The sequence below is a fragment of the Variovorax sp. Varisp53 genome (assembly GCF_059491555.1).
The window spans coordinates 256,703-278,495 of sequence record NZ_CP168512.1; the positions used below are offsets into that span (position 1 = coordinate 256,703).

Below are 21,793 nucleotides of genomic sequence, written 5' to 3' on the forward strand. Positions count from 1 at the left end.
TGTACGCGCTGGACGTTTGACGGGATAACTAGGGGAAACGCTACTGGCAAGGCGCTTTTATTCCACCGAAGCTGTTATGACATGAAGCCAAACATACTGATCGGCATCGACATGGGATCGAGCAGCCTGAAGGCCCTGGCCCTCGAAGCCGGGAGCGGCCGCTCCATCGCCCTGTCACGCATGCCGCTGCCGCACGACCGGCTGCCCGCAGGGGGATGCGAAGTGGGCGCGACTGCGATCCGCGCGGCACTGACCCATGTGCTGCGCGACGTCGCCCACCAGCTCGGCGAGCGCGTGACCGAGGTTCGCGCCATCGGCTGCACGGGCCATGGCGCGGGGCTCTATGCGCTCGATGCGCGCAACGAACTCGTGGGCGGAAGGGCGGTCGCCTCGACCGACCAGCGCGCCGACACACGGGCGCGCTCGCTGTCGCTCGGCCATGGCGAGGCGCTGTTCGCGGACGTCGGCTGCAGGCCGTGGCCGGGGCAGCCCACCGTGATCGCCGCCGAGCTGCTCGGCACCGATGCCGTGCAGCGCGGCGCGGTGCACCGGCTGCTGTTCGCGAAGGACTACCTCGGCTTTCTGCTGACCGGCGAGATCGCCACCGACGCGAGCGATGCGAGCACTGCGGGGCTCGTGTCGATCGCCACGGGCACGTGGTCGCAGGCGGCCTTCGATGCCTCGGGCATCGCGGAGCTCGGGCCGCACGTCTTCGGGCCGCTGGTGCCGAGCGGCGAAGTGATCGGCAGGCTGCGGCCTTCCGAGGCCGCGCTGTGCGGCCTGCCTGCCGGCATTCCGGTTGCGATGGGCGCGATCGACCTGCTCGCCTCGATGACTGCGATCTGCGCGGAAGGGCGCGGGCGCGCGGTGTCGGTCTTCGGCACGTGGTGCGTGAACGCGGTGATCGGCCCGGTGATCGAGCCCAGGCCCGCCGTGGCGGCCGTCGTGAACTTCGGCCGCGACGACAAGCGGCTCTACATGGAGAACAGCCCCTCGTCGATGGCCAACATCGCGTGGCTGGCCGGCGTGCTCGGCCTGCCCGATGCGCGCGCGGTGGTCGATCTGGCGATGTCGGTGCCGCTGGGTGCGGGCGGCCTGCGCTTCCTGCCGTTCGTCAATGGCGGTGGCGGCGTGACGGCGGGCTTCGTCGGCCTCAAGAGCCATCACACGCGGGGCGACATGGCACGCGCGGTGGTCGATGCGGTCGCGGCTTTGCATGCGCGACACACAGCACGCCTCGCAGCCTGCGGCCTGCCTGTGTCCGCATCGACCGTGCTCGGCGGGGGTGCGAGCGATACGCGCCTCGTACGCCTGCTCGCCTCCTTCCTCGGTCATCCGGTCGAACGCTGCGCCGACGACGAAACCGGCGCGCGCGGCGCCGCGATCTACGCCGCCATGTCGCAGGGCATCGGCCATGCCGGAGAGGGCAGCGCCTTGCTCGCGCCCTGCGACACGGTCGAGCCCGATGCCGCGCAGGCCCGCGCCCATGCCGACTTCAACGCCGGCTTCAACGAACTGATCGACACCATGTCTCCTGTGTTTTCCCACCTGTCGGGAGGCTCGAGATGAGCGCCTGGCAGCTGCCCTTCGTGCGTCCGGCCTCGCTGGCCGACCGTCATTTCTCTACCGTGATCGTCGGCGCCGGCATCAACGGCGTGGGCGTGTTCCGCGATCTCTGCCTGCAGCGAGTCGACTGCCTCATCGTCGACAAGGGCGACTTCAGCGCGGGCGCCAGCAGCGCGCCGTCGCGCATGATCCACGGCGGCCTGCGCTACCTGGAGAACGGCAGCTTCTCTCTGGTGGCCGAGGCCACGCGCGAGCGCAACCTGCTGCTGCGCAACGCGCCGCATCTGGTGCAGCCGCTGAAGACGGTGGTGCCGCTGTCGAGCTTCTTCGGCGGCCTGATGAGCAGCGCGCTCAAGTTCTTCGGCCGCACGCCGCCGCAGCGCACGCGCGGGCTGCTCGCCGTGGCTGCGGGCCTGCGCCTGTACGACCTGCTGGGCCGCCGCCAGCGCGTGATGCCCAACCACCGCATCAGCCGCGTGCCGCAGAACGACCGCCGCCTGTTCCGCGCCGCGGTGCGCTGGACCGCCACCTTCTTCGACGCGTGGATCAGCCACCCCGAATGGCTGATCCTCGAACTGATCGGCGACGCCTGCCGCGACCAGCCGCGCTCGGCCGCCGCCAACTACTGCCGCGTGACGGGCTGCGCGGGCAAGATCCTCACGCTGCGCGACGAGATCACCGGCGCGCTGGTGCGTGTGACCGCCGACACCGTGGTGAACGCGAGCGGCGCGTGGCTCGATCGCAGCACGGCCGTGCTCGGCGGCGCGGGCTCGCGCGTGATGGGCACCAAGGGTTCGCACCTCGTGCTCGACCATCCCGCGCTGCGCGATGCGCTCGAGGGCCGCATGGCCTACTTCGAGGCGGTCGACGGGCGCGTGTGCATCGTTTATCCCTTTCTCGACCGCGTGCTGGTGGGCTCCACCGACATCCCGGTGGACGACCCCGACCAGATCGGCACCGAGCCGGCCGAGGTCGACTACCTGCTCGACGTGCTGGCCGAGGTGTTCCCCAACCTGCGCTTCGGCCGCGGCGACGTGGTCTACACCTACGTCGGCGTGCGGCCGCTCGCGCGCTCCGACGCCGACAAGCCGGGGCAGATCTCGCGCGACCACTCGGTGGTGCTCGACCCGCCCAACGCCACGCGCGACATTCCCATCGTCGGCCTCGTGGGCGGCAAATGGACCACCTTCCGCGCGCTCGCGCAAGAAGCGGCCGACGAGGTGCTGAAGCAGCTGGGCCGCCCGCGCACCGCATCCACCGAACTGCTGCCCATCGGCGGCGGCGCCGAGCTGCCGGCCGATGCGCAGGCGACGGAGCGCTTTCTCGATCGCATGGTCACGGCCTCCGGCCTGGGCCGTCCACGTGCGCACGCATTGCTGCGCCGCTACGGCTCGAAGGCGCTGCCGCTGGCGCAGCGCCTCGCCGCCTCGGGCGACGTGCCGCTGCGCCACGCACCCGACTACTCGGCCGCCGAACTCTCGTACCTGTGCCTCGAAACCGGCGTGGTCCATCTCGACGACCTCGTGATCCGCCGCACGCTGCTGGCCATCCGCGGGCTGGTCACCGATGCCGCGCTGGCCGAGATGGCGGGCATCGCGGCCGAGGCGCTGGGCTGGGACGCGGCTCACGCACACAGGGAACTGCAAGCCTGCGCCACGGCCTTGCGCGAGCGGCATGGCGTGCGCCTCTCTCCGGTGGCGCCTGAAGCTGCATCCCCTTTCGATGCATCATTGACGACCCTGTCTTGAAATGAAAACCTGCCTTGCTGTTTGCTGCGTTGCGTTTGGGGGGCGTCATTCGGGGTGCGCTCACGCCGACGGGGTACCTTGCTCCGCGAATGTCCCCCGGCCTGCGGCCTCCTCCTTTATTTCGCTGCGCAAGGCACCCCGCCGGCGTGATCGATCAGAGCACTTGTCGATCGGCCGCGAACCAGCAGCGTGTCCCGTGCGCAGGGCACCGGGTGCTCCCCGCAGCGAAATAAAGGAGGAGCCGAAGGCGGGGGACATTCGCGGAGGGGAGTACCCGGTGCCCTGTGCACGCACCCCGAGCAGCACCGCCAGGAAAAAAAGCGCTCCATGGTGCGCCCCAAAAAATCCACGACAGCGTGGTGAAGCATTGACATGAACTCTCCGACCGAAATCTCGACCGTCCTCGACCGCGACTCCGAGTCGCCCCTGTGGGCCCAGTTCCGCGACGCGCTTCGCATGCAGATCCTGCAGGGCGTGCTGCCCATCGGTGCCAAGCTGCCGTCCGAGGCCGAGCTGGGCGAGCAATTCGGCATCTCGCGCATCGTGGTGCGCGAGGCGCTGGCCGACCTCGTGCGCAACAACCTCATCTACAAGATCAAAGGGCGCGGTGCCTTCGTGTCGGCCCGCGAGCGCGACGAAGACTTCGTCTCCACCGTGCTCGGCTTTTCCGACGAAATGGAGCGCAAGGGCCGCTCGGTGCGCACGCAGATCCTCACGCAGGAACTGCGCGCGCCCACCGAGCAGGAAGCCGCGTCGCTCGGGCTGACGGACGACACGCAGGTGGTCGCGCTCAAGCGCCTGCGCAGCGTCGACGGCGAACTGCGCCTGCTGGTGGAAACCGTGGTGCCTGCCGACCTCGCGCCGGGTTTGCACCGCACGCGCCTGGACGATCGATCGCTGTACGACGTGCTGCGCCGCCAGTACGGGCTGCGCCTCGTGCGCGCCGAACGCTGGATCGACGCGGTGCTGCCCGACGCCGAGACCTGCCAACTGCTCAACCTGCCGCAGCCCGAGCCGCTGCTGCGCATCGAGTCGATCGCCTACGGCGCGAACGGCAGGCCGCTGGAGCACTATCGTGCGCTGCACCGCTGCAAGAGCAGTCGGCTGCATGTACAGACGACGACCTGAAAAAGAAGAAGGCGCGCTCAGGCCTTCGCTGCGTTGCGCGAGGGCCAGAGCACAGAGGCGATGGCGACCATCATCAGCGCCACCGCCACCCAGTCCTGCCAGTGCACGACTTCGCCCAGCCACACCGCGCCGCTGAAAACGCCGAGCACCGGGATGAACATCACGCTCAGCGTCGATGCGATGGGCGGCAGGCCGCGCGCGAGGTAGAACCATGCGGCGTGCGCGAAGCCGAAGATCAGCACGGCGTTGTAGCCGATCGAAGCCCAGGTCACGCGGCCCGGCCAGTACATCTGGCCGCGTTCGAACAGCAGCGAGAGCACCGTCATCACCACCGCGGCCAGCGCGGTCATCCAGAACGACAGCGTGAGCGTCGGCAGCCCGATGCGCGTGTGCCGCAGCAACTGCGTGCCCAGCGCCCATGTGGCGGCCGCCACCAGTGCCAGCGCCACGTAGCCGGGCCGCCCTGCGAAGTCGGTGAGCTCATGCCACAGCAGCAGCCCCACGCCGACCGCGCAGGCGCCCACGCCCAGCCATGCGCGCCGCGTGAGCACCGCGGAAAACAGAACCGCGCCGATGACGGCGGAGAACACCGGCATCGTGTAGCCCAGGATCGCCGCGCGCCCGCCCGAGAGCGCCTTCACCGCGAGGATGATGCAGGCGTGCCAGACGAACATGTTGGTCGCGCCCAGCCACAGGAGCTCGGGCCACGCGCTGCGCGGCACGCGGAACGGCACCTTCATCCATACCAGCGCGAGGGCCAGCACCGGCACGCCGAGCCAGATCGAGATCGCGCGAAAGGCGAGAGGTGGATAGTCGGCGACGCCCAGTTTCATCACGGGCCAGTTGAACCCCCATGCAAGGGTCAGGAGAACGAGCAGTACGAGCTGGCGCGGGGTGAAGGAAGGCATGGGCCGCGCCGGCTACAGCAGCCGCTTCAGATACCGCCCCGTGTGGCTCGCCTCGTTCGCCGCGATGTCTTCAGGCGTGCCTTCGCCCACCACCGTGCCGCCGCCCGCGCCGCCTTCGGGGCCCATGTCGATCAGCCAGTCGGCGGTCTTGATGACGTCCAGGTTGTGTTCGATCACGACGATGGTGTTGCCCGCGTCGCGCAGCTGGTGCAGCACCTTCAGCAGCAGCTCGATGTCGGCGAAGTGCAGGCCGGTGGTCGGCTCGTCGAGGATGTAGAGCGTGCGGCCGGTGTCGCGCTTGCTGAGCTCCAGCGCGAGCTTCACGCGCTGCGCCTCGCCGCCCGACAGCGTGGTGGCCGACTGGCCCAGCTTGATGTAGCTCAGGCCCACGTCGAGCAGCGTGCGCAGCTTGCGCTCGATGGTGGGCACGGCCTTCAGGAACTCGTGCGCGGTCTCGACCGTCATCTCGAGGATCTGCGCGATGTTCCTGCCCTTGTAGAGCACCTCCAGCGTCTCGCGGTTGTAGCGCTGGCCGTGGCAGACCTCGCAGGGCACGTACACGTCGGGAAGGAAGTGCATCTCGACCTTCACCACGCCGTCGCCCTGGCAGGCCTCGCAGCGCCCGCCCGCCACGTTGAAGCTGAAGCGGCCCGGGCCGTAGCCGCGCTCGCGCGCGGTGTTGGTCTCGGCCATCAGCTCGCGGATGGGCGTGAACAGGCCTGTGTATGTGGCCGGGTTGCTGCGCGGCGTGCGGCCGATGGGGCTCTGATCGACGTTGATGACCTTGTCGAAATACTCGATGCCTTCAACCGATTCATGCGCGGCCGGCTCTTCGTGCGCGCGGTACAGCGTGCGCGCCACGGCGGTGTAGAGCGTGTCGTTCACCAGCGTCGACTTGCCGGAGCCCGAGACGCCGGTCACGCAGGTCAGCAGGCCGACCGGGAAGGCCACGCTCACGTTCTTCAGGTTGTTGCCGGTGGCGCCGACCACGCGAATTTCCTGCAGGTCGGTCTGCGTGGCGAGGTGGGCCGCCTCGCGCGCGGCGCGGCGTTCGGCCGCGGGGCTCTGCGGAAAGCGCGAGGGCTTCTTGCCCTCGTTGAAGGTCGGCTTCTTCACGACCGGCAGCCACGCGGTGCGGTGCTTCGGCACTTCGATCTTCCTGGTGCCCGAGAGGTACTGGCCCGTGAGCGAATCGGGATTGGACGACACCTCGGCATACGTGCCCTGCGCCATCACGCGTCCGCCGTGCACGCCGGCGCCGGGGCCCATGTCGATCACGTGGTCGGCGGCGTGGATCATGTCCTCGTCGTGCTCGACCACGATCACGCTGTTGCCGATGTCGCGCAGATGCTTCAGCGTGCCGATCAGGCGGTCGTTGTCGCGCTGGTGCAGGCCGATGCTGGGCTCGTCGAGCACGTACATCACGCCGGTGAGGCCCGAACCGATCTGCGAGGCCAGGCGAATGCGCTGCGCCTCGCCGCCCGAGAGCGTCTCGGCGCTGCGGTCCAGGCTCAGGTAGTTGAGGCCCACGTCGTTCAGGAACTTCAGCCGCAGGCCGATCTCGCGCACCACCTTGTCGGCGATGTCGGCCTTGGCGCCGCGCAGCTTGAGCGTCTGGAACCACGCGAGCGAGTCGCGCAGCGTGAGATGGCTCAGTTCGAAGATCGCCATGCGCGGCGGCTCGCTGCCATCGGCCGGGCGGTTCGATTCGTCCACCAGGAACACGTTGCGCGCTTCGGGCCGCAGCCGCGAGCCGCCGCAGTCGGGGCAGGGCTGCAGGTTGCGAAAGCGCGCGAGGTCTTCGCGCACCATCACCGAATCGGTCTCGCGGTAGCGCCGCGCCATGTTCGGGATGATCCCCTCGAAGGGGTGCTTCTTCGTGAGCTTCTTGCCCGCGAAGTTGCCCGACTCCATGGTGTAGTTGAACTTGATCTCCTCGGCCGCCGAGCCGTGCAGCAGCACCTGCTGAACCGAGGCGGGAAGCGACTCGAAGGGCGCGTCGACGTCGAACTTGTAGTGCTTCGCGACGCTCTCGATCATGCTGAAGTAATAGCCGTTGCGGCGGTCCCAGCCCTTGATGGCGCCGCTGGCGAGCGAGAGCGAGGGGAAGGCCACCACGCGCGCCGGGTCGAACACCTCGCGATGGCCGAGGCCGTCGCAGCTCGGGCAGGCGCCCACGGGCGAGTTGAACGAGAACAGGCGCGGCTCCAGCTCCGACAGCGAGTAGTGGCAGATCGGGCAGGCGAACTTGGCGTTGAACAGGTGTTCCTTGTCGGGCGCACCTTCGACGCCCAGCTCCAGCGCGATGGCGCGGCCCTCGGCCAGCCGCAGCGCGGCCTCGAAGCTCTCGGCCAGGCGCTGCTGCATGTCGGGGCGCGCGCGCAGGCGGTCGATCACGACGTCGATGTCGTGCTTCTCGGTCTTCTTGAGCTTGGGCAGGTCGTTGTATTCGTAGGTCTGGCCGTCGACGCGAAAGCGCACGTAGCCGGCCGCCTGCATCTCGGCGAAGAGCTCGAGGAACTCGCCCTTCTTCTCGCGCGCCACCGGCGCCAGGATCATGAGGCGCGGTTCGTCGGGAATCGCGAGCGTCGCGTCCACCATCTGCGACACCGTCTGCGCCTGCAGCGGCAGGTGGTGGTCGGGGCAGTAGGGCGTGCCGGCGCGGGCGTACAGCAGGCGCAGGTAGTCGTGGATCTCGGTCACCGTGCCCACGGTGGAGCGCGGGTTGTGGCTGGTGGCCTTCTGCTCGATGCTGATCGCGGGCGAGAGCCCTTCGATCACGTCGACGTCGGGCTTGTCCATGAGCTGCAGGAACTGCCGCGCATAGGCCGACAGGCTCTCGACGTAGCGCCGCTGCCCTTCGGCATACAGCGTGTCGAAGGCCAGGCTCGACTTGCCCGAGCCCGACAGGCCGGTGATGACCACCAGCTTGTTGCGCGGGATGTCGAGATCGACGTTCTTCAGGTTGTGGGTGCGCGCACCGCGGATGCTGATGCGCTGCTGCGCCAGCACGGCGCCGAGGTAGGTGTTTCGCTCGAGTTCCGCGTCGCGTGCGCTTTCCTCGTCGGCGGCGGCGTATTCAGTGGCTTTTGAATTCAAAGGGGGCGATCGTCCGAGGGCAACCGGACATGATAGACCGCCGCGCATTTCATGGCGAGGTGCCGGGTTGCGGTGGAGACGGATGCACCGGCTCCGAGCTGCCGATGGCCCGTCCCACCATGTGCTCGGCCAGCGTGTCGTACAACGGGCGGCTGATCATCCGCGAGACCAGGCTGGCCAGCATGGCCGCGGCCATCAGGCTCAGCACCATCGAGTGGCCGTCGACCATCTCCATCACGATGATGAAGGCGGTGAGCGGCGCCTGCGTCACCGCGGCCAGGAAGCCCGCCATGCCCATGGCAATGAGCGCGGGGCCGAGGTCGCTGCCGGCCAGCCGCGCCACCGCGTTGCCGATGCCCGCGCCGATGGACAGCGACGGCGCGAAGATGCCGCCCGGCACGCCGCACCAGGCCGTCAGCCAGGTGGCGATGAACTTGAGCACGGTGTAGATCGGCGTCAATTCGTCATGCCCCTGCAGCATCTGCTTGACCGCCTCGGAGCCCGCGCCGAAGGTGACGCCGCCCGTCACCAGCCCGATGACGGCCACCGCCAGTGCGCCGCAGGCCGCGAAACGCACCGGAAAGCGCGCCCGCCATCGGTTGAGGCGCCCCGGCGCGCCGGTGAGCGAGGCGGTCAGCAGCCGCGCGAACAGCCCGCCGGCCGCGCCGCTCAGCAGGGTGACCAGCAGCCCCGGCCCGAGTGCGTCCCAGCCCAGCCGGGGCACGCGGATCACGCCGAAGTAACTGGTATTGCCGAAGGCCGACACCGCCACCAGGCCCGCCAGCACGATGGCCGTGATGATCAGGCCGCTGGAGCGCGCCTCGAGCCGGCCCGACAGCTCCTCGATGGCGAACACCACGCCCGCCAGCGGCGCATTGAAGGCCGCCGCGATGCCGGCCGCGCCGCCCGCCACCAGCAGCGCGCGTCCGTCGATGGTCGTGTTGGGCGACAGCCAGCGGCGCGCATGCTGCATCACCCCGGCCGCCACCTGCACCGAAGGCCCCTCGCGCCCAATCGACAGCCCGGCCGCGAAGCCTGCTGCGCCCAGCCCGATCTTGGCGAGCGTGAGCCGCAGCGAGGCGAAGGCGAAGCGCCGCTCTTCGGGCAGGGCCGGATGCAGCGCCGCCTTGATCTGAGGAATGCCCGAGCCGCCCGCGCCGGGAAAGAAGCGCAACGTGAACCAGACGATGCCGGCCGTGAGCAGCGGCGTCGTCAGCAGCACCGCCCAGGGCCAGCTGCTGTAGAAGCGGTGGAACTGGCCGAAGACCCAGTCGCTCGCCATGGTGAAGCCCACCACGAAGAGACCGGCCGCAATGGCGTAGCCGAGCACGATCGCCCGGTCGAGCCAGATGCGGCCGCCGCGCAATTCAGCGCGCAGATGCTCGAAAAAGTCGGGTTCTCTGTTCATCGGGAAGGCCCATTCTGGCATCCGCCGGGCTTGCCGCCGACTGCCTTGGGGCACAATCGAGGGTTCCTCTCAACCTCCTCCTCCATCTACTTATCAGGGGCAGTGCATATGGCATCGGTCAATAAAGTCATCGTCGTCGGCAACCTGGGGCGCGACCCCGAAATGCGGACCTTCCCGAGCGGCGATCAGGTCGCGAACGTCACCGTGGCCACCACCGATCGCTGGAAAGACAAGCAAAGCGGCGAAATGCGCGAAGCCACCGAATGGCACCGCATCGTCTTCAACGGCCGCCTGGCCGAAATCGCCGGCCAGTACCTGCGCAAGGGCTCGCAGGTGTACGTCGAAGGCAGCCTGCGCACGCGCAAGTGGACCGACAAGGACGGTATCGAAAAGTACACCACCGAAATCCGCGCCGACCAGATGCAGATGCTCGGCAGCCGCCAGGGCCAGGGCGGCCCGTCGGGTGGCCCCGGCGATGACGACGGCGGCTACTCGCAAGGCGGTGGCGGCGGTGGTTATTCGCAGGGTGGTGGCGGTGGCGGCGGGTACGCCCCGCGTGCGCCCGCGGCGGCACCGCGCGCTCCGGCGCCGGCTCCGCGCCAGGCTCCGGCCAAGTCGTCCTCGGGCTTCGACGACATGGATGACGACATTCCGTTCTGAACGGGACTTTTTCCTTTGTGAACAAGAGCCAGGCGTTGCGAAACGCCTGGCTCTTTGCAATTGGGGGGATGACAGGGTCGAGCTAATACTTTGATTTTCAAAATTTGGCAAAAATCATTTGTAACGCCCTTACATCCCCTGTATGTTGTTCCAAAATGCAACCGTTGCCCTCTCTGCCGTGCCACACTGTTACCCACGGAGCTACCCGGCTCGTACAAGCGACAGGATCAACCCATGTCTTTGTCCGTCTGGGCCAGGATTCGCCTGCCGCTGGTAATTTTGATCCTCGGCGCGGCGCTATCGATCGCCCTCAGCATTTCGGCGCGCCAGGAGATCGGGCGCAGCGCCCAGGCGCGCTTCGACGCAACCGCGTTCGATCTGGCACGCAAGGTCGAGGCTCGCTTCGACGATTACATTGCCGTCCTCATCGGCCTGCGTGCGCGATTCAACACCTCCGAGGCCGTGACGCGAAGCGATTTCAGGGACTACGTCGCGGGGCTGAACTTGGCGACCGCGTACCCCGGTTTCCAGGCCGTCACCTATGCGCCCCGCGTTGCGGCGGGCGACAAGCAGTTCTTCGAGGCACGGGTCCGCGGCGATGCCAGTCTCGACGCCAGCGTTGCCTCCCGCTTCGCCATCAAGCCGCCCGGCGAGCGCGACACCTACTACCCGCTGGTCTACATCGAGCCGCAGGCCGGCAACGAGAAGCTGCTCGGCAACGACCTGGGCGCGATGCCCGACAGGGGAGACGCGCTCGAGCAGGGGCGTGACACCGGCGGGCTCGTCTCGTCCGGGCGCAAGGTGCGCATCCCGGGCCGCGAGTCCGACATCGGATTGGCGATGCGGCTGCCGGTCTATCGCGTGGGGCAGCCGCTCGATACGCTCGAGCAGCGGCGCAGCGCCTACATGGGTTCGGTCGGCGCGGGCTTCAGCATTGCAGGCATGCTGCGCGACATGGTGGGCGACGATGCCTCAAGGACGCTGCGGCTGCGCCTGATCGATGCCGGGCCGGGCCAGGGTGCGGTCGGCACGCGCGTCGAGACCCGGTTCGTGAAGCCGACCCCCTTCGGCGAGCGGCAACTGCTGTTCGATAGCGCGGCCTTGTCGAAGTCGGCCGTCGCACCGGCACGCAGCCTCGAGCGTGTGCTCGGCTTCGAGCTGGGCGGCCACTCCTGGCTGGTCGAGGTCGGCCAGGACGAGAGCCAGGTCTTCGGTCCGCTCGACAAGGCCATTCCCTGGTACATCATCCTCGGCGGCCTGGCCACCAGCATGCTGATTGCCGGCATCGTCTTTTCGCTGACCACTTCACGCAGCCGAGCCCAGGTCCTGGCGACCGAGATGACCAGCCACCTGCGCACCAGCGAACGACAGTTGGAGGACGCGCAGCACCTGGCGAGCCTGGGCAGCTGGATCCTCGATCCCGAAACCGGAGCCCTGCAATGCTCCGAGGAAGCCCGGCGCATCCTGGGTTTCGAGGCCGACCTCTTGCGGCCAGACCTGCCGGCGCTGCTCTCGCGAATTCCGGACTCGGAACGCTCCGAGGTCGAACGACAGATCGCGCAGGCCTCCCGGTCCCTGGAACGCAGCGAATTCGAGCACCGCCTGTGCCTGCCCGATGGCACAGAACGTTGGCTCCATGTCATCGCGCAGTCGGCCGAGGAAGACGGAAAGACGCTGGTGCGCGGCACCGTGCGCGATGCCACGCGGCGCCGCAAGGATGCGTTGCGCCAGAAGCTCGAGTACGAGATCGCCCGGCTGCTTGCCGGCGATGGCCCGGCCGAGACGGTGATCACGCAGGCGCTGGAGGCGGTATGCACCGAGTTGCGCTGGGACTGCGGCATGTTGTGGCGCGTCGGCGACGACGGCCTGGTTCGCTGCGCCGCCGCCTGGCATGCCGACAGCAGCCCGGCGGTGCGGCAATTCGTCAGCGACAGCCGCTCGCTCGAATACCGGCCTGGCGAAGGCTCGCTGGGCCGCGCCTGGGGGACGGGTGGCGTCGTGCAAATCGACACGCGGGCAGCCCCAAGCGACTTTGCGCGCGATGCGATGGCGGGGCAGGCCGGACTGGCTGGCGGCCTCGTCGTGCCGATGGTCACCACCGGTGTGACCACTGCGCTGGAGCTTTTTGCCCGCAATCCGTACGTGGACGACGCCGAGACGCTGGAGTCGCTGCGTGTGATCGCCTTGCAGATTGCCCAGTACGAGCAACGCAAGCTGGCCGAGCGAAATCTTCGTTTCATGGCCAGCCACGACGAACTGACCGGGTTGTTCAACCGCGCCGCGCTGCAACACGAGCTCGATCGCGCCATCAAGCGCAGCAACCGCCATCAGAAGCAGTTCGCGGTGATGTTCGTCGACCTGGATCGCTTCAAGCACATCAACGACACGCTCGGCCACGGCGTGGGCGACGAGATGATCAAGATCTGCGGCGAGCGCCTCACGGCGTTGCTGCGCGAGGACGACGTCGTGGCGCGTTTCGGTGGCGACGAGTTCGTTCTGCTACTGGAGAACCTGTCCAGCGCGAACGATGCCGCGGTGCTCGCCGAAAAGGTGCTGGCCTGCTGCGCCGAGCCTTTCGTCATCGAGGGGCGCGAACTGCACGTCAGCGCCAGCGTCGGCGTGAGCGTCTATCCGGACAACGGCGGCGACGCCGAAGCGTTGCTGAAGAACGCCGACACCGCGATGTACCGGGCCAAGGAAAGAGGCCGCAACACCTTCCGGTTCTACGCGGCGAAGATGAATGCACAGAGTACCGAACGGCTGATCCTGGAGAGCGCACTGCGCCATGCCGTGGAACGCGGCGAACTGGAGATGCACTATCAGCCGAAGATGAATCTGAAGACCCAGCGCATCGTCGGTGTCGAAGCACTGATGCGCTGGCACCATCCGGTTCTGGGCATGATCCCGCCCGTGCAATTCATTCCGATCGCCGAAGAGATCGGCTTGATCGTGTCCATGGGCCGGTGGGCGCTGGAAAGGGCCTGTGCCGATGCGCGCTCGTGGCGGAACTACGGTCTGCCGGACGTGTTGATGAGCGTCAACCTGTCGCCGCGCCAGTTCGAAAGCCAGACGCTCGTTGCCGACATAGGGGCCATCCTGGAAGCCTCGGGCCTGGAGCCGGCGCTGCTCGAGCTGGAAGTTACCGAAGGTGCGGTGATGGAGAACCCCGAATACGCGGCCAATTTGCTCCGGACGATTCGGGACATGGGCGTCGGCCTCGCCATCGACGATTTCGGAACGGGCTATTCCTCGCTCTCCTACTTGAAGCATTTCCCGCTGTCGACCGTCAAGATCGATCGTTCCTTCATCAACGATCTCTCGCAGGACGCCGACGCCCGGGCGCTCATCGACGGCATCATCACCCTGGCCCACGGGCTGCGAATGAAGGTGGTGGCCGAGGGCGTGGAGACCGAAGCACAACTTAACTACTTGCGCATCCGCGGATGCGACGAGATCCAGGGCTACTGGCTGTGCAAGCCCGTGCCCGCCGAAGATGCACGCAATTTCATGGCGCATCACCTGCGCAACCAGTTTGCTTCGTCGGTAGCGGCCTGACGGCCGGACCTTCGGGCAATCGTCACCGGGCACGTTGCTCGGACCTACTCGCAACTTCAAGGAGCATTCATGATCGATTCCACCCAAGGCAAGACGCTCGAGCAGACGATCGCCGCCATCCAGACCCTCGACCTCACGCTGATCAAGTTCAAGGCCACCCGCAAAGAGGATGGCTACGGCTGGTCGGCCGGCTACGCGGACCAGATGGAGGTGGCCTACAAGCGCTACCTGATACTGCACGCCAAGCACCCCGAGCTGACGCTTGCTCCCGAGCAGGACGTCGACCGCTTCTGGCACATGCACATCCTCGACACGAGAAAGTACGCAGCCGATTGCGACGCCACCTTCGGCCATTTCCTGCACCACTTCCCGTACCTTGGCCTGCGTGGCGAGGATGACGCCAAGGCGCTGCAGGAGGCCTTCCTGGAAATGCAGCGCCTGTCTGCCGAGGAGTTCGGCGAGCCGGCGCCTCGTCGCGAGCCGGGCAAGGATTCCGCCGCGTGGTGTTCGCTCGAAGCAGGCAAGCCTTCAGCCGCGTGGTGCTCGCTCGAGGCAGGCAAGCCTTCAGCCGCGTGGTGCTCGCTTGAGGCGGGCAAGCCTTCCGCCGCATGGTGTTCGCTGGAGGCAGGCAAGCCTTCGGCGGCATGGTGCTCGCTCGAGGCGGGCAAGCCTTCGGCGGCGTGGTGTTCGCTCGAGGCGGGCAAACCTTCAGCGGCGTGGTGCTCGCTCGAGGCAGGCAAGCCTTCAGCCGCGTGGTGCTCGCTCGAGGCAGGCAAGCCTTCGGCCGCGTGGTGCTCGCTCGAGGCGGGCAAACCTTCAGCTGCGTGGTGTTCGCTCGAGGCGGACAAGCCTTCGGCCGCATGGTGTTCGCTCGAGGCGCGCGCCACGGCAGGAGCTTCGGTGAAGGCCGCTGCGTATGAGTCGGCTGGGGGTTCGAGTCTGCGCGAATAAATGAAGGAATAGCGGCGCCACCGCGAAGGCGGTGCTGGCGCCGCATCCTGGCTTGCTGACATTCCTGGCTTCGCCGGAGGCCTCGCGTGACAACGAATGTCATCCGCAATGCGCGCATCGCCGATGCAGCGGCGCTCATGTATCCATCGGTGTTACCGGCAGCGCCAGTTCGCCCGGAGCCGGCGAGTGGCATGCATGTTGCTGAATCATTTTTTTACAATGTATTCGGCAATGACGCATTCGTTGGATGACGGGAGCGGTGTCTCCCTGGACCGCCGTGTTTTCTTTCTTGGCGCGGCAAGCGCCCTCGCGCTGGGAACGACAGCCTGCGGGGGTGGTGGAGGCGGTGGCGCGGGGTGGCTCGCCGGTGCTTCGGGCTCGGGCGCCGTGCCGCAACAGGCGGCCGCCGCTTCGGGCGATGCGGTGGTTGCCGACAACAACGCGGTCGTCCCAGGGGCGACCGACCCGGTGCCCTCGTCGCAGGCGCGCAAGTTCGTCCACCCCGGCCTGCTGCACACCGAGGCCGACTTCGAGCGCATGCGCCAGAAGGTCGCGGCCCAGGCGCAACCCTGGCTCGACGGCTGGAAGGCGCTGACTTCCAACGGCCGCTCGCAGCTGGGCGCCAAGCCACGACCACTGGCCACGGTGATCCGCGGCGGGGACGACTCGAACTTCGCGCAGATGTACATCGACATCGCGCGCGCCTACCAGCTCGCATTGCGCTGGAAGGTCTCGCAGGACAAGCGCTATGCCGACCTTGCCGTCGTCTTCCTGAACGAATGGTCGTCCACGATGACCACGCTCACCGGCAACTCCGACCGCTTCCTCGCGGCGGGCATCTACGGCTACCAGTTCGCCAACGCGGGCGAGATCATGCGCACCTACGAGGGCTGGGCCGCGAGCGACTTCGCGCGCTTCCAGAACATGATGCTCACGCTGTTCTACCCGCTCAACCACAGCTTCCTGATCGACCACAACGGCTCGGAGATCACCAACTACTGGGCCAACTGGGACCTGTGCAACATCGCCTCGATGCTGGCCATCGGCGTGCTGTGCGACCGGACCGACATCTACGACGAGGCGATGAGCTACTTCAAAGCCGGCCAGGGCAACGGCGCGGGCCTGCAGGCGGTCTATCACGTGCATCCCGGCTACCTCGGCCAGTGGCAGGAAAGCGGCCGCGACCAGGGCCACAGCACCCTGGGCATCGGCCTGGCGGGCGCGTTCCACGAAATGGCGTGGAACCAGGGCGACGACACGTACGGCTACGAGAACAACCGCTTCCTCGCGGGCGCCGAGTACGTCGCCAAGTCCAACCTGACCGACGGCGCCGGCAATTTCTACACAGTGCCCTTCCTCACCAACATCAACAGGCAGGGCACGCAGTCGGTGCTGTCGACGGCGGGCCAGGGGCACCGGCGCGGCATCTGGGAAAGCGTCTACAACCACTATGCGAACCGCCTCGGCGTGGCCGCGCCCTACGCCGCGCTGCAGGCCCTGCAGATGCGGCCCGAGTCGGACGGCGGCAACGGCGACCAGCTGGGCTTCGGCACGCTGACCTTCACGCGCGATCCGCTCGCGGCGCAGGGCAAGCCGAGCGGGCTCACGGCGCGGGTGCGCGGCACGCAGGTGGTGCTGTCGTGGTGGGGCTGCCCCGACGCGCAAAGCTACACCGTCAAGCGCGCGAGCACTTCGGGCGGGCCTTACGCCGACATCTCATCGGGCATCACCGACACGCTGACCTTCACCGATACCAGCGTCGTGGCGGGAGACGTCTGGTACTACGTGGTCGTCGCGGTCGGGGCATCGGGCGAGAGCGCCGCCTCCAACGAGGAGCGCGCGGCGATCAAGGCCGAACTGCTGCTGCAGCTCAAGTTCGACGAATCCACCGGCACCCAGGCAGCAGATGCCACCGGCAAGTTCGCGGCCAGCGCGCTGCAGGGTGGCGCGACCTGGATCGCCGGACACCAGGGCAACGCCGTCGGCCTCGGCGCCGCGAGCGGCTACGTCGCGCTGCCGGCGGGCGTGGTGAAGAGCCTTGCCGACTTCAGCATCAGCGCCTGGCTCTACATCGACAGCCTCACGACATGGTCGCGGGTCTTCGACTTCGGCTCAGGCACGCGCCGCTACATGATGCTGACGGTGCGCAACGGCAGCGGTGTGCCGCGCTTCTCCATCACCACCGAGCACGGCTACAACGATCAGGTAATCGATGGGTCGGCGGCGCTGCTCACCGGCCGGTGGGTGCACATCGCGGTGACCGTGTCGGGCACGCTCGGTACCTTGTACGTCGATGGCCTGGAGGCCGGCTCCAATACGCAGATGAGCCTCGCACCCATCGACCTCGGCGCCACCACACAGAACTGGCTGGGCCGCTCGCAATATTCCAGCGACCCGTACCTGAAGGGCCGCATCGACGACTTCAGGATCTACGGCGGCGCGTTGGGCAGCGCGGAGGTGGCGGCGCTGGCTGCCGCGTAGCGCGCCTACGCCAGCTGGCCCTGGCACACGTACTTGGTGTGCATGTAGTCGTCCAGGCCATGCACCGAGCCTTCGCGGCCGTAGCCCGATTCCTTCACACCGCCGAAGGGCGCGGCCTCGGCCGCCAGCGCGCCTTCGTTGATGCCGACGATGCCCGACTCCAGCGCGTCGGCCACGCGCCAGATGCGCCGCACGTCGCGCGAGTAGAAGTACGCCGCGAGCCCGAAGGGCGTGTCGTTGGCGGCGGCGATCACCTCGGCCTCGGTCTCGAAGCGCGTGACCGGCACCACGGGTCCGAAAGTTTCCTCGCAGCTGCAGGCCATCGTCGCGTCGGCGTTCACCAGCACGGTGGGCGCGTAGTAGTTGGGACCGTCGCAGCGCGCGGAGCGCAGCCGCTCGCCGCCGATCACGATGCGCGCGCCCCTGGCCACGGCGTCGCGCACGTGGCGCTCTATCTTCTCCACGGCGCGCGCGTTGATCATCGGGCCGATCTGCGAGCCGGGCTCGGTGGCGGGGCCGACTTCGAGTGCGCCGACCCGCGCAGCCAGCTTGTCGACGAATGCGTCGTGCACGCGGGCCTGCACGAACACCCGGTTCGGGCTCACGCAGGTCTGGCCGCCGTTGCGGAACTTGGCGGCCATCAGACCCTCCACGGCGGCATCGACGTCGGCGTCGTCGAACACGATGAAGGGCGCATTGCCGCCGAGCTCCAGCGACAGCTTCTTGAGCGTGTCGGCCGAACGCCTTGCGAGGTGCTTGCCGACCGGCGTCGAGCCGGTGAACGTGACCTTGCGCACGCGCGCATCGTCGAGCCAGGCATCGACCACCTCGGGCGTGCGCTCACGCGAGGCCGTCACGATGTTGAGCACGCCCGGCGGCACGCCGGCTTCTTCGGCCAGCGCCACCAGCGCGAGCGAGGTCAGCGGTGTGTCCTCGGCCGGCTTGCACACCACCGTGCAGCCCGCTGCGAGCGCCGGTGCGATCTTGCGCGCGATCATGGCCGCCGGAAAATTCCACGGCGTGATCGCCGCGATCACGCCCACGGGTTCCTTCAGCGCGAACATGCGCCGGCCCGGCACGGGCGCCGGGATGATGTCGCCGTTGGCACGCGTGGCTTCCTCGGCGAACCATTCGATGTAGCTGGCCGCATAGGCGACTTCGCCGCGGCCCTCGGCCAGCGGCTTGCCCTGCTCGCGCGAGATGAGGCGGCTCAGGTCTTCCTGGTGCGCGATCACGAGGTCGTTCCAGCGCTTGAGGATCTGCGCGCGCTGCTTGGCCGGCACCGCGCGCCATGCGGGAAACGCGGCGTGCGCGGCATCGACGGCGTTGCGCGCATCGGTGGTCGTGCCGTCGGGCACGCTCGCGAAGATGCTGTCGGTGGCGGGATTGCTGACGTCGAGGCGGCGCGAATCGCTCGCTTCGCGCCATTCGCCGCCGATGAGCTGGCGTCCGGGCATCAGGTTCTTGTATTCGGTTTCGAGTGTCATGGTCGGAGGGTCTTTCTCTTCATTCAGGATGCGGTTACACGCTCGGCGATCGCGATGCCCACCTCGGTGGTGCTGGCCGAGCCGCCGAGGTCGGGCGTGCGCGGTCCCTCCCGCAGCCCCCCCTCGATTGCGCCCAGGATCGCGTCGTGTGCGGCGCGCCCCGCGCCCTGGCCCTGCGTGAGGAAGTCCAGCATCAGCGCGCCGGACCAGATCATCGCGATGGGGTTGGCGATGTTCCGGCCATGGATGTCGGGCGCCGAGCCGTGCACCGGCTCGAACAGCGACGGGAACTTGCGCTCCGGGTTGAGGTTGGCCGAAGGCGCGAGGCCGATGGTGCCGGTGGTCGCGGGCCCGAGGTCGGAGAGGATGTCGCCGAACAGGTTGCTCGCCACCACCACGTCGAAGCGCGTGGGCTGCAGCACGAAGCGCGCCGACAGGATGTCGATGTGCTGCTTGTCGACCGTCACCTCGGGGTAGTCGAGCCCGACCGCGTCGGCGCGTCCGTCCCACCACGGCATGCTGATCGCGATGCCGTTGCTCTTGGTGGCGACCGTCAGGTGCTTGCGCTTGCGTGCACGCGCGGTCTCGTAGGCGTAGCGCAGCACGCGGTCGGCGCCGTGGCGCGAGAACACCGATTCCTGGATCACGATCTCGCGCTCGGTGCCCTCGTACATCACGCCACCGAGCGAGGTGTATTCGCCCTCGGTGTTCTCGCGCACCACGAGGTAGTCGATGTCCCCGGGCTTGCGGCCGGCGAGCGGGCAGGGCACGCCCTCGAACAGGCGCACCGGGCGCAGGTTGATGTACTGGTCGAACTCGCGGCGGAACTTCAGCAGTGAACCCCAGAGCGACACGTGGTCGGGCACGGTGGCGGGCCAGCCGACGGCGCCGAAGTACAGCGCGTCGACGCCCTTGAGCTGCTCCTTCCAGTCGTCCGGCATCATCTGGCCGTGCTGCGCGTAGTAGTCGCAGCTGGCCCAGTCGATGGTGCGGCAGTCGAGCTCGAAGCCGAAGCGCTCCGCGGCGGCCTGCACCACGCGCAGGCCCTCGGGCAGCACTTCCTTGCCGATGCCGTCGCCGGCGATCAGCGCGATGCGGAAGGTGGGTGTCATATCGGTCTTTCTCATGATGCGTGGACGGCCGCGCGGTCCATCTCGTCGAGCCAGCCGCGGCGCAGCTCGGGCACCGAGCGCGCCAGCAGTTCGTAGTAGGGGTGGTGCGGGCCGCGGTCGTAGTCGGCGCGCGCCACCTGCGCGAGCTTGCGGCCGTGCTGCATGACGACGATCTCGTCGCACACCGCACGCACCGTGTGCAGGTCGTGGCTGATGAAGAGATACGACACGCCGAGTTCGCGCCGCAACTCGGCGATCAGGTCGAGCACCGCTGCGCCGACCACGGTGTCCAGCGCCGACGTGACTTCGTCGCACAGGATCAGGTCCGGGTCGGCCGCCAGCGCGCGCGCGAGGTTCACGCGCTGCTTCTGCCCGCCCGAGAGGCCGCCCGGCAGGCGCCCGGCCACGGTCTGCGGCAGCTGCACCAGGTCGAGCAGCTCGCGGATGCGCCGCTGCAGCGGCTCGCCGCGCAGGCCCTTGTAGAACTGCAGCGGCCGCGCCAGGATGCGCTCGATGGTCTGCGACGGGTTGAGCGCCGTGTCGGCCATCTGGAACACGATCTGGATCTGACGCAGCTCCTCCCGCTCGCGCTGCGCCAGCGTTGGCTTGAGTGCGCGGCCGTTGAATAGCACGCTGCCGCGGCATGGCTTGAGCAGCCCGGCGACGGCGCGCGCCAGCGTGGTCTTGCCCGAGCCCGACTCGCCGATCACGCCGATGGCCTGGCCCCGGTAGAGCTTGAGGTCGATGTTCTCGAGGATCATCTTGGCCGGCCGTCCCTGTGCGTCGACAGGGCCATAGCCGGCGGAAAGATCGCGCACCTCGAGCAGCAGCTCGGCGCCGCCCGGGGTCGCGCCGGATTCGCGCGGCGCCGGGCGGGCGGCGGCCAGCAGGCACTTCGTGTACTCGTGGGCTGGCGTCGCGAGGATCCGCTCGGTGGCATTCACCTCCTGCATCCGGCCGTTGCGCAGCACCAGGATGTGATCGGCCATCTGCGCCACCACCGCGAGGTCGTGACTCACGTACACCGCGGTCGCGCGGCGTTCGCGTACCACACGGCGGAAGGCGCGCAGCACCTCGATCTGCGTCGTCACGTCGAGCGCGGTGGTCGGCTCGTCGAGGATCACGAGATCGGGGTCGGCGATCAGCGCCATGGCCGCCATCAGCCGCTGCAGCTGGCCGCCCGACACCTGGTGCGGGTAGCGCGCGCCGATGGTCTCCGGCTCGGGCAGCGCGAGTTCGCGGAACAGCTGGATCGCCTTCGCTTCGGCCTCGGCGCGCGTGCACAGGCCATGGATGCGGCACGGCTCGACCACCTGGTCCATGATCGTGCGCGAGGGGTTGAAGGAGGCCGCCGCGCTCTGCGCGATGTAGGTGACCGTGCGTCCGCGCAGCGCGCGCTGCCGGGGTGCATCGAGCGCCAGCACGTCGGTGTCGCCGATGCGCACGCTGCCTGCCGAGATGCGGCAGCCCTGGCGCGCGAAGCCCATCAGCGCGAGCGCCGTGGTGGTCTTGCCGGAGCCCGATTCGCCGATCAGCGCCAGCACCTCGCCGGGCTGCACGGAGAAGCTCAGGTTGTCGACCAGCGTGCTCGCGCCGGCCGTGATGCTCAAGTCGTTGACGATCAGTGTTGCGCCCATGTCAGTGGCTCCCGTTTGCGCCGGGAACACCGCGGAGCCGGCTTTGCCGGGCC

The 21,793-nt window shown here is 68.3% G+C and carries 14 protein-coding genes; 8 read left to right on the forward strand and 6 right to left on the reverse strand.

Annotated elements, in window-relative coordinates; all coding sequences use genetic code 11:
* Positions 1 to 81: 81 nt before the first annotated feature.
* The 3 genes from ACEOAB_RS01160 (at position 82) to ACEOAB_RS01170 (ending at position 4,442) form a co-directional block, all read left to right on the forward strand.
* Positions 82 to 1,569 (forward strand): FGGY family carbohydrate kinase, encoded by a 1,488-nt coding sequence (locus ACEOAB_RS01160; protein WP_413750825.1) that lies wholly within the window; start codon positions 82 to 84, stop codon positions 1,567 to 1,569.
* Positions 1,566 to 3,314 (forward strand): glycerol-3-phosphate dehydrogenase/oxidase, encoded by a 1,749-nt coding sequence (locus ACEOAB_RS01165; RefSeq protein WP_495653381.1) that lies wholly within the window; start codon positions 1,566 to 1,568, stop codon positions 3,312 to 3,314. Before ACEOAB_RS01160 ends, ACEOAB_RS01165 begins: the two co-directional genes overlap by 4 nt.
* 372 nt (positions 3,315 to 3,686) lie before the next feature.
* Complete coding sequence (locus ACEOAB_RS01170; protein ID WP_056588463.1) at positions 3,687 to 4,442, forward strand: GntR family transcriptional regulator; 756 nt, start codon at positions 3,687 to 3,689, stop codon at positions 4,440 to 4,442.
* Between the two features lie 17 nt (positions 4,443 to 4,459).
* Here ACEOAB_RS01170 and ACEOAB_RS01175 read toward each other — a convergent pair whose 3' ends face one another.
* The 3 genes from ACEOAB_RS01175 to ACEOAB_RS01185 are packed head-to-tail and all read right to left on the reverse strand — an operon-like array spanning position 4,460 to position 9,857.
* Complete coding sequence (locus ACEOAB_RS01175; RefSeq protein WP_056588466.1) at positions 4,460 to 5,350, reverse strand: DMT family transporter; 891 nt, start codon at positions 5,348 to 5,350, stop codon at positions 4,460 to 4,462.
* Positions 5,351 to 5,362: 12 nt separating this feature from the next.
* Positions 5,363 to 8,449, reverse strand: a complete 3,087-nt coding sequence (gene uvrA, locus ACEOAB_RS01180; RefSeq protein ID WP_413750874.1) for an excinuclease ABC subunit UvrA — start codon at positions 8,447 to 8,449, stop codon at positions 5,363 to 5,365.
* Between the two features lie 49 nt (positions 8,450 to 8,498).
* The gene (locus ACEOAB_RS01185; RefSeq protein ID WP_495653382.1) at positions 8,499 to 9,857 is read right to left on the reverse strand and encodes a chloride channel protein; all 1,359 of its coding nucleotides are present in this window, start codon (positions 9,855 to 9,857) and stop codon (positions 8,499 to 8,501) included.
* A gap of 108 nt (positions 9,858 to 9,965) precedes the next feature.
* On the opposite strand from ACEOAB_RS01185, the gene ssb reads away from it, so the two are divergent.
* The 5 genes from ssb to ACEOAB_RS01210 all read left to right on the forward strand — a co-directional run bounded on the left by ssb (position 9,966) and on the right by ACEOAB_RS01210 (position 17,504).
* A complete protein-coding gene (ssb, locus tag ACEOAB_RS01190) occupies positions 9,966 to 10,517 on the forward strand; it encodes a single-stranded DNA-binding protein (protein ID WP_056515253.1) in 552 nt (183 codons plus the stop codon).
* Positions 10,518 to 10,607: 90 nt separating this feature from the next.
* Positions 10,608 to 14,072: a bifunctional diguanylate cyclase/phosphodiesterase gene (locus ACEOAB_RS01195; RefSeq protein WP_413749496.1), complete on the forward strand. Its 3,465-nt coding sequence runs from the start codon at positions 10,608 to 10,610 to the stop codon at positions 14,070 to 14,072.
* 69 nt (positions 14,073 to 14,141) lie between these two features.
* The gene (locus tag ACEOAB_RS01200) at positions 14,142 to 15,023 is read left to right on the forward strand and encodes a glycine-rich domain-containing protein (RefSeq protein WP_413749497.1); all 882 of its coding nucleotides are present in this window, start codon (positions 14,142 to 14,144) and stop codon (positions 15,021 to 15,023) included.
* Between the two features lie 86 nt (positions 15,024 to 15,109).
* Positions 15,110 to 15,274 carry a hypothetical protein gene (locus ACEOAB_RS01205; RefSeq protein WP_413749498.1) on the forward strand — a complete coding sequence of 55 codons (165 nt, stop codon included), beginning with the start codon at positions 15,110 to 15,112 and terminating at the stop codon, positions 15,272 to 15,274.
* Positions 15,255 to 17,504: a LamG-like jellyroll fold domain-containing protein gene (locus ACEOAB_RS01210; RefSeq protein ID WP_413749499.1), complete on the forward strand. Its 2,250-nt coding sequence runs from the start codon at positions 15,255 to 15,257 to the stop codon at positions 17,502 to 17,504. The genes ACEOAB_RS01205 and ACEOAB_RS01210 overlap by 20 nt, the downstream gene beginning before the upstream one ends.
* A 5-nt stretch (positions 17,505 to 17,509) precedes the next feature.
* On the opposite strand, the gene ACEOAB_RS01215 is transcribed toward ACEOAB_RS01210, so the two are convergent.
* Genes ACEOAB_RS01215 through ACEOAB_RS01225 form a run of 3 tightly spaced genes read right to left on the reverse strand, consistent with a single transcriptional unit; the run spans position 17,510 to position 21,740 of the window.
* Positions 17,510 to 18,991 carry an NAD-dependent succinate-semialdehyde dehydrogenase gene (locus tag ACEOAB_RS01215; RefSeq protein WP_413749500.1) on the reverse strand — a complete coding sequence of 494 codons (1,482 nt, stop codon included), beginning with the start codon at positions 18,989 to 18,991 and terminating at the stop codon, positions 17,510 to 17,512.
* A gap of 23 nt (positions 18,992 to 19,014) precedes the next feature.
* Positions 19,015 to 20,103: a tartrate dehydrogenase gene (locus ACEOAB_RS01220; protein ID WP_495653822.1), complete on the reverse strand. Its 1,089-nt coding sequence runs from the start codon at positions 20,101 to 20,103 to the stop codon at positions 19,015 to 19,017.
* Between the two features lie 11 nt (positions 20,104 to 20,114).
* Complete coding sequence (locus ACEOAB_RS01225) at positions 20,115 to 21,740, reverse strand: ABC transporter ATP-binding protein (RefSeq protein WP_413749501.1); 1,626 nt, start codon at positions 21,738 to 21,740, stop codon at positions 20,115 to 20,117.
* Positions 21,741 to 21,793: the final 53 nt, after the last annotated feature.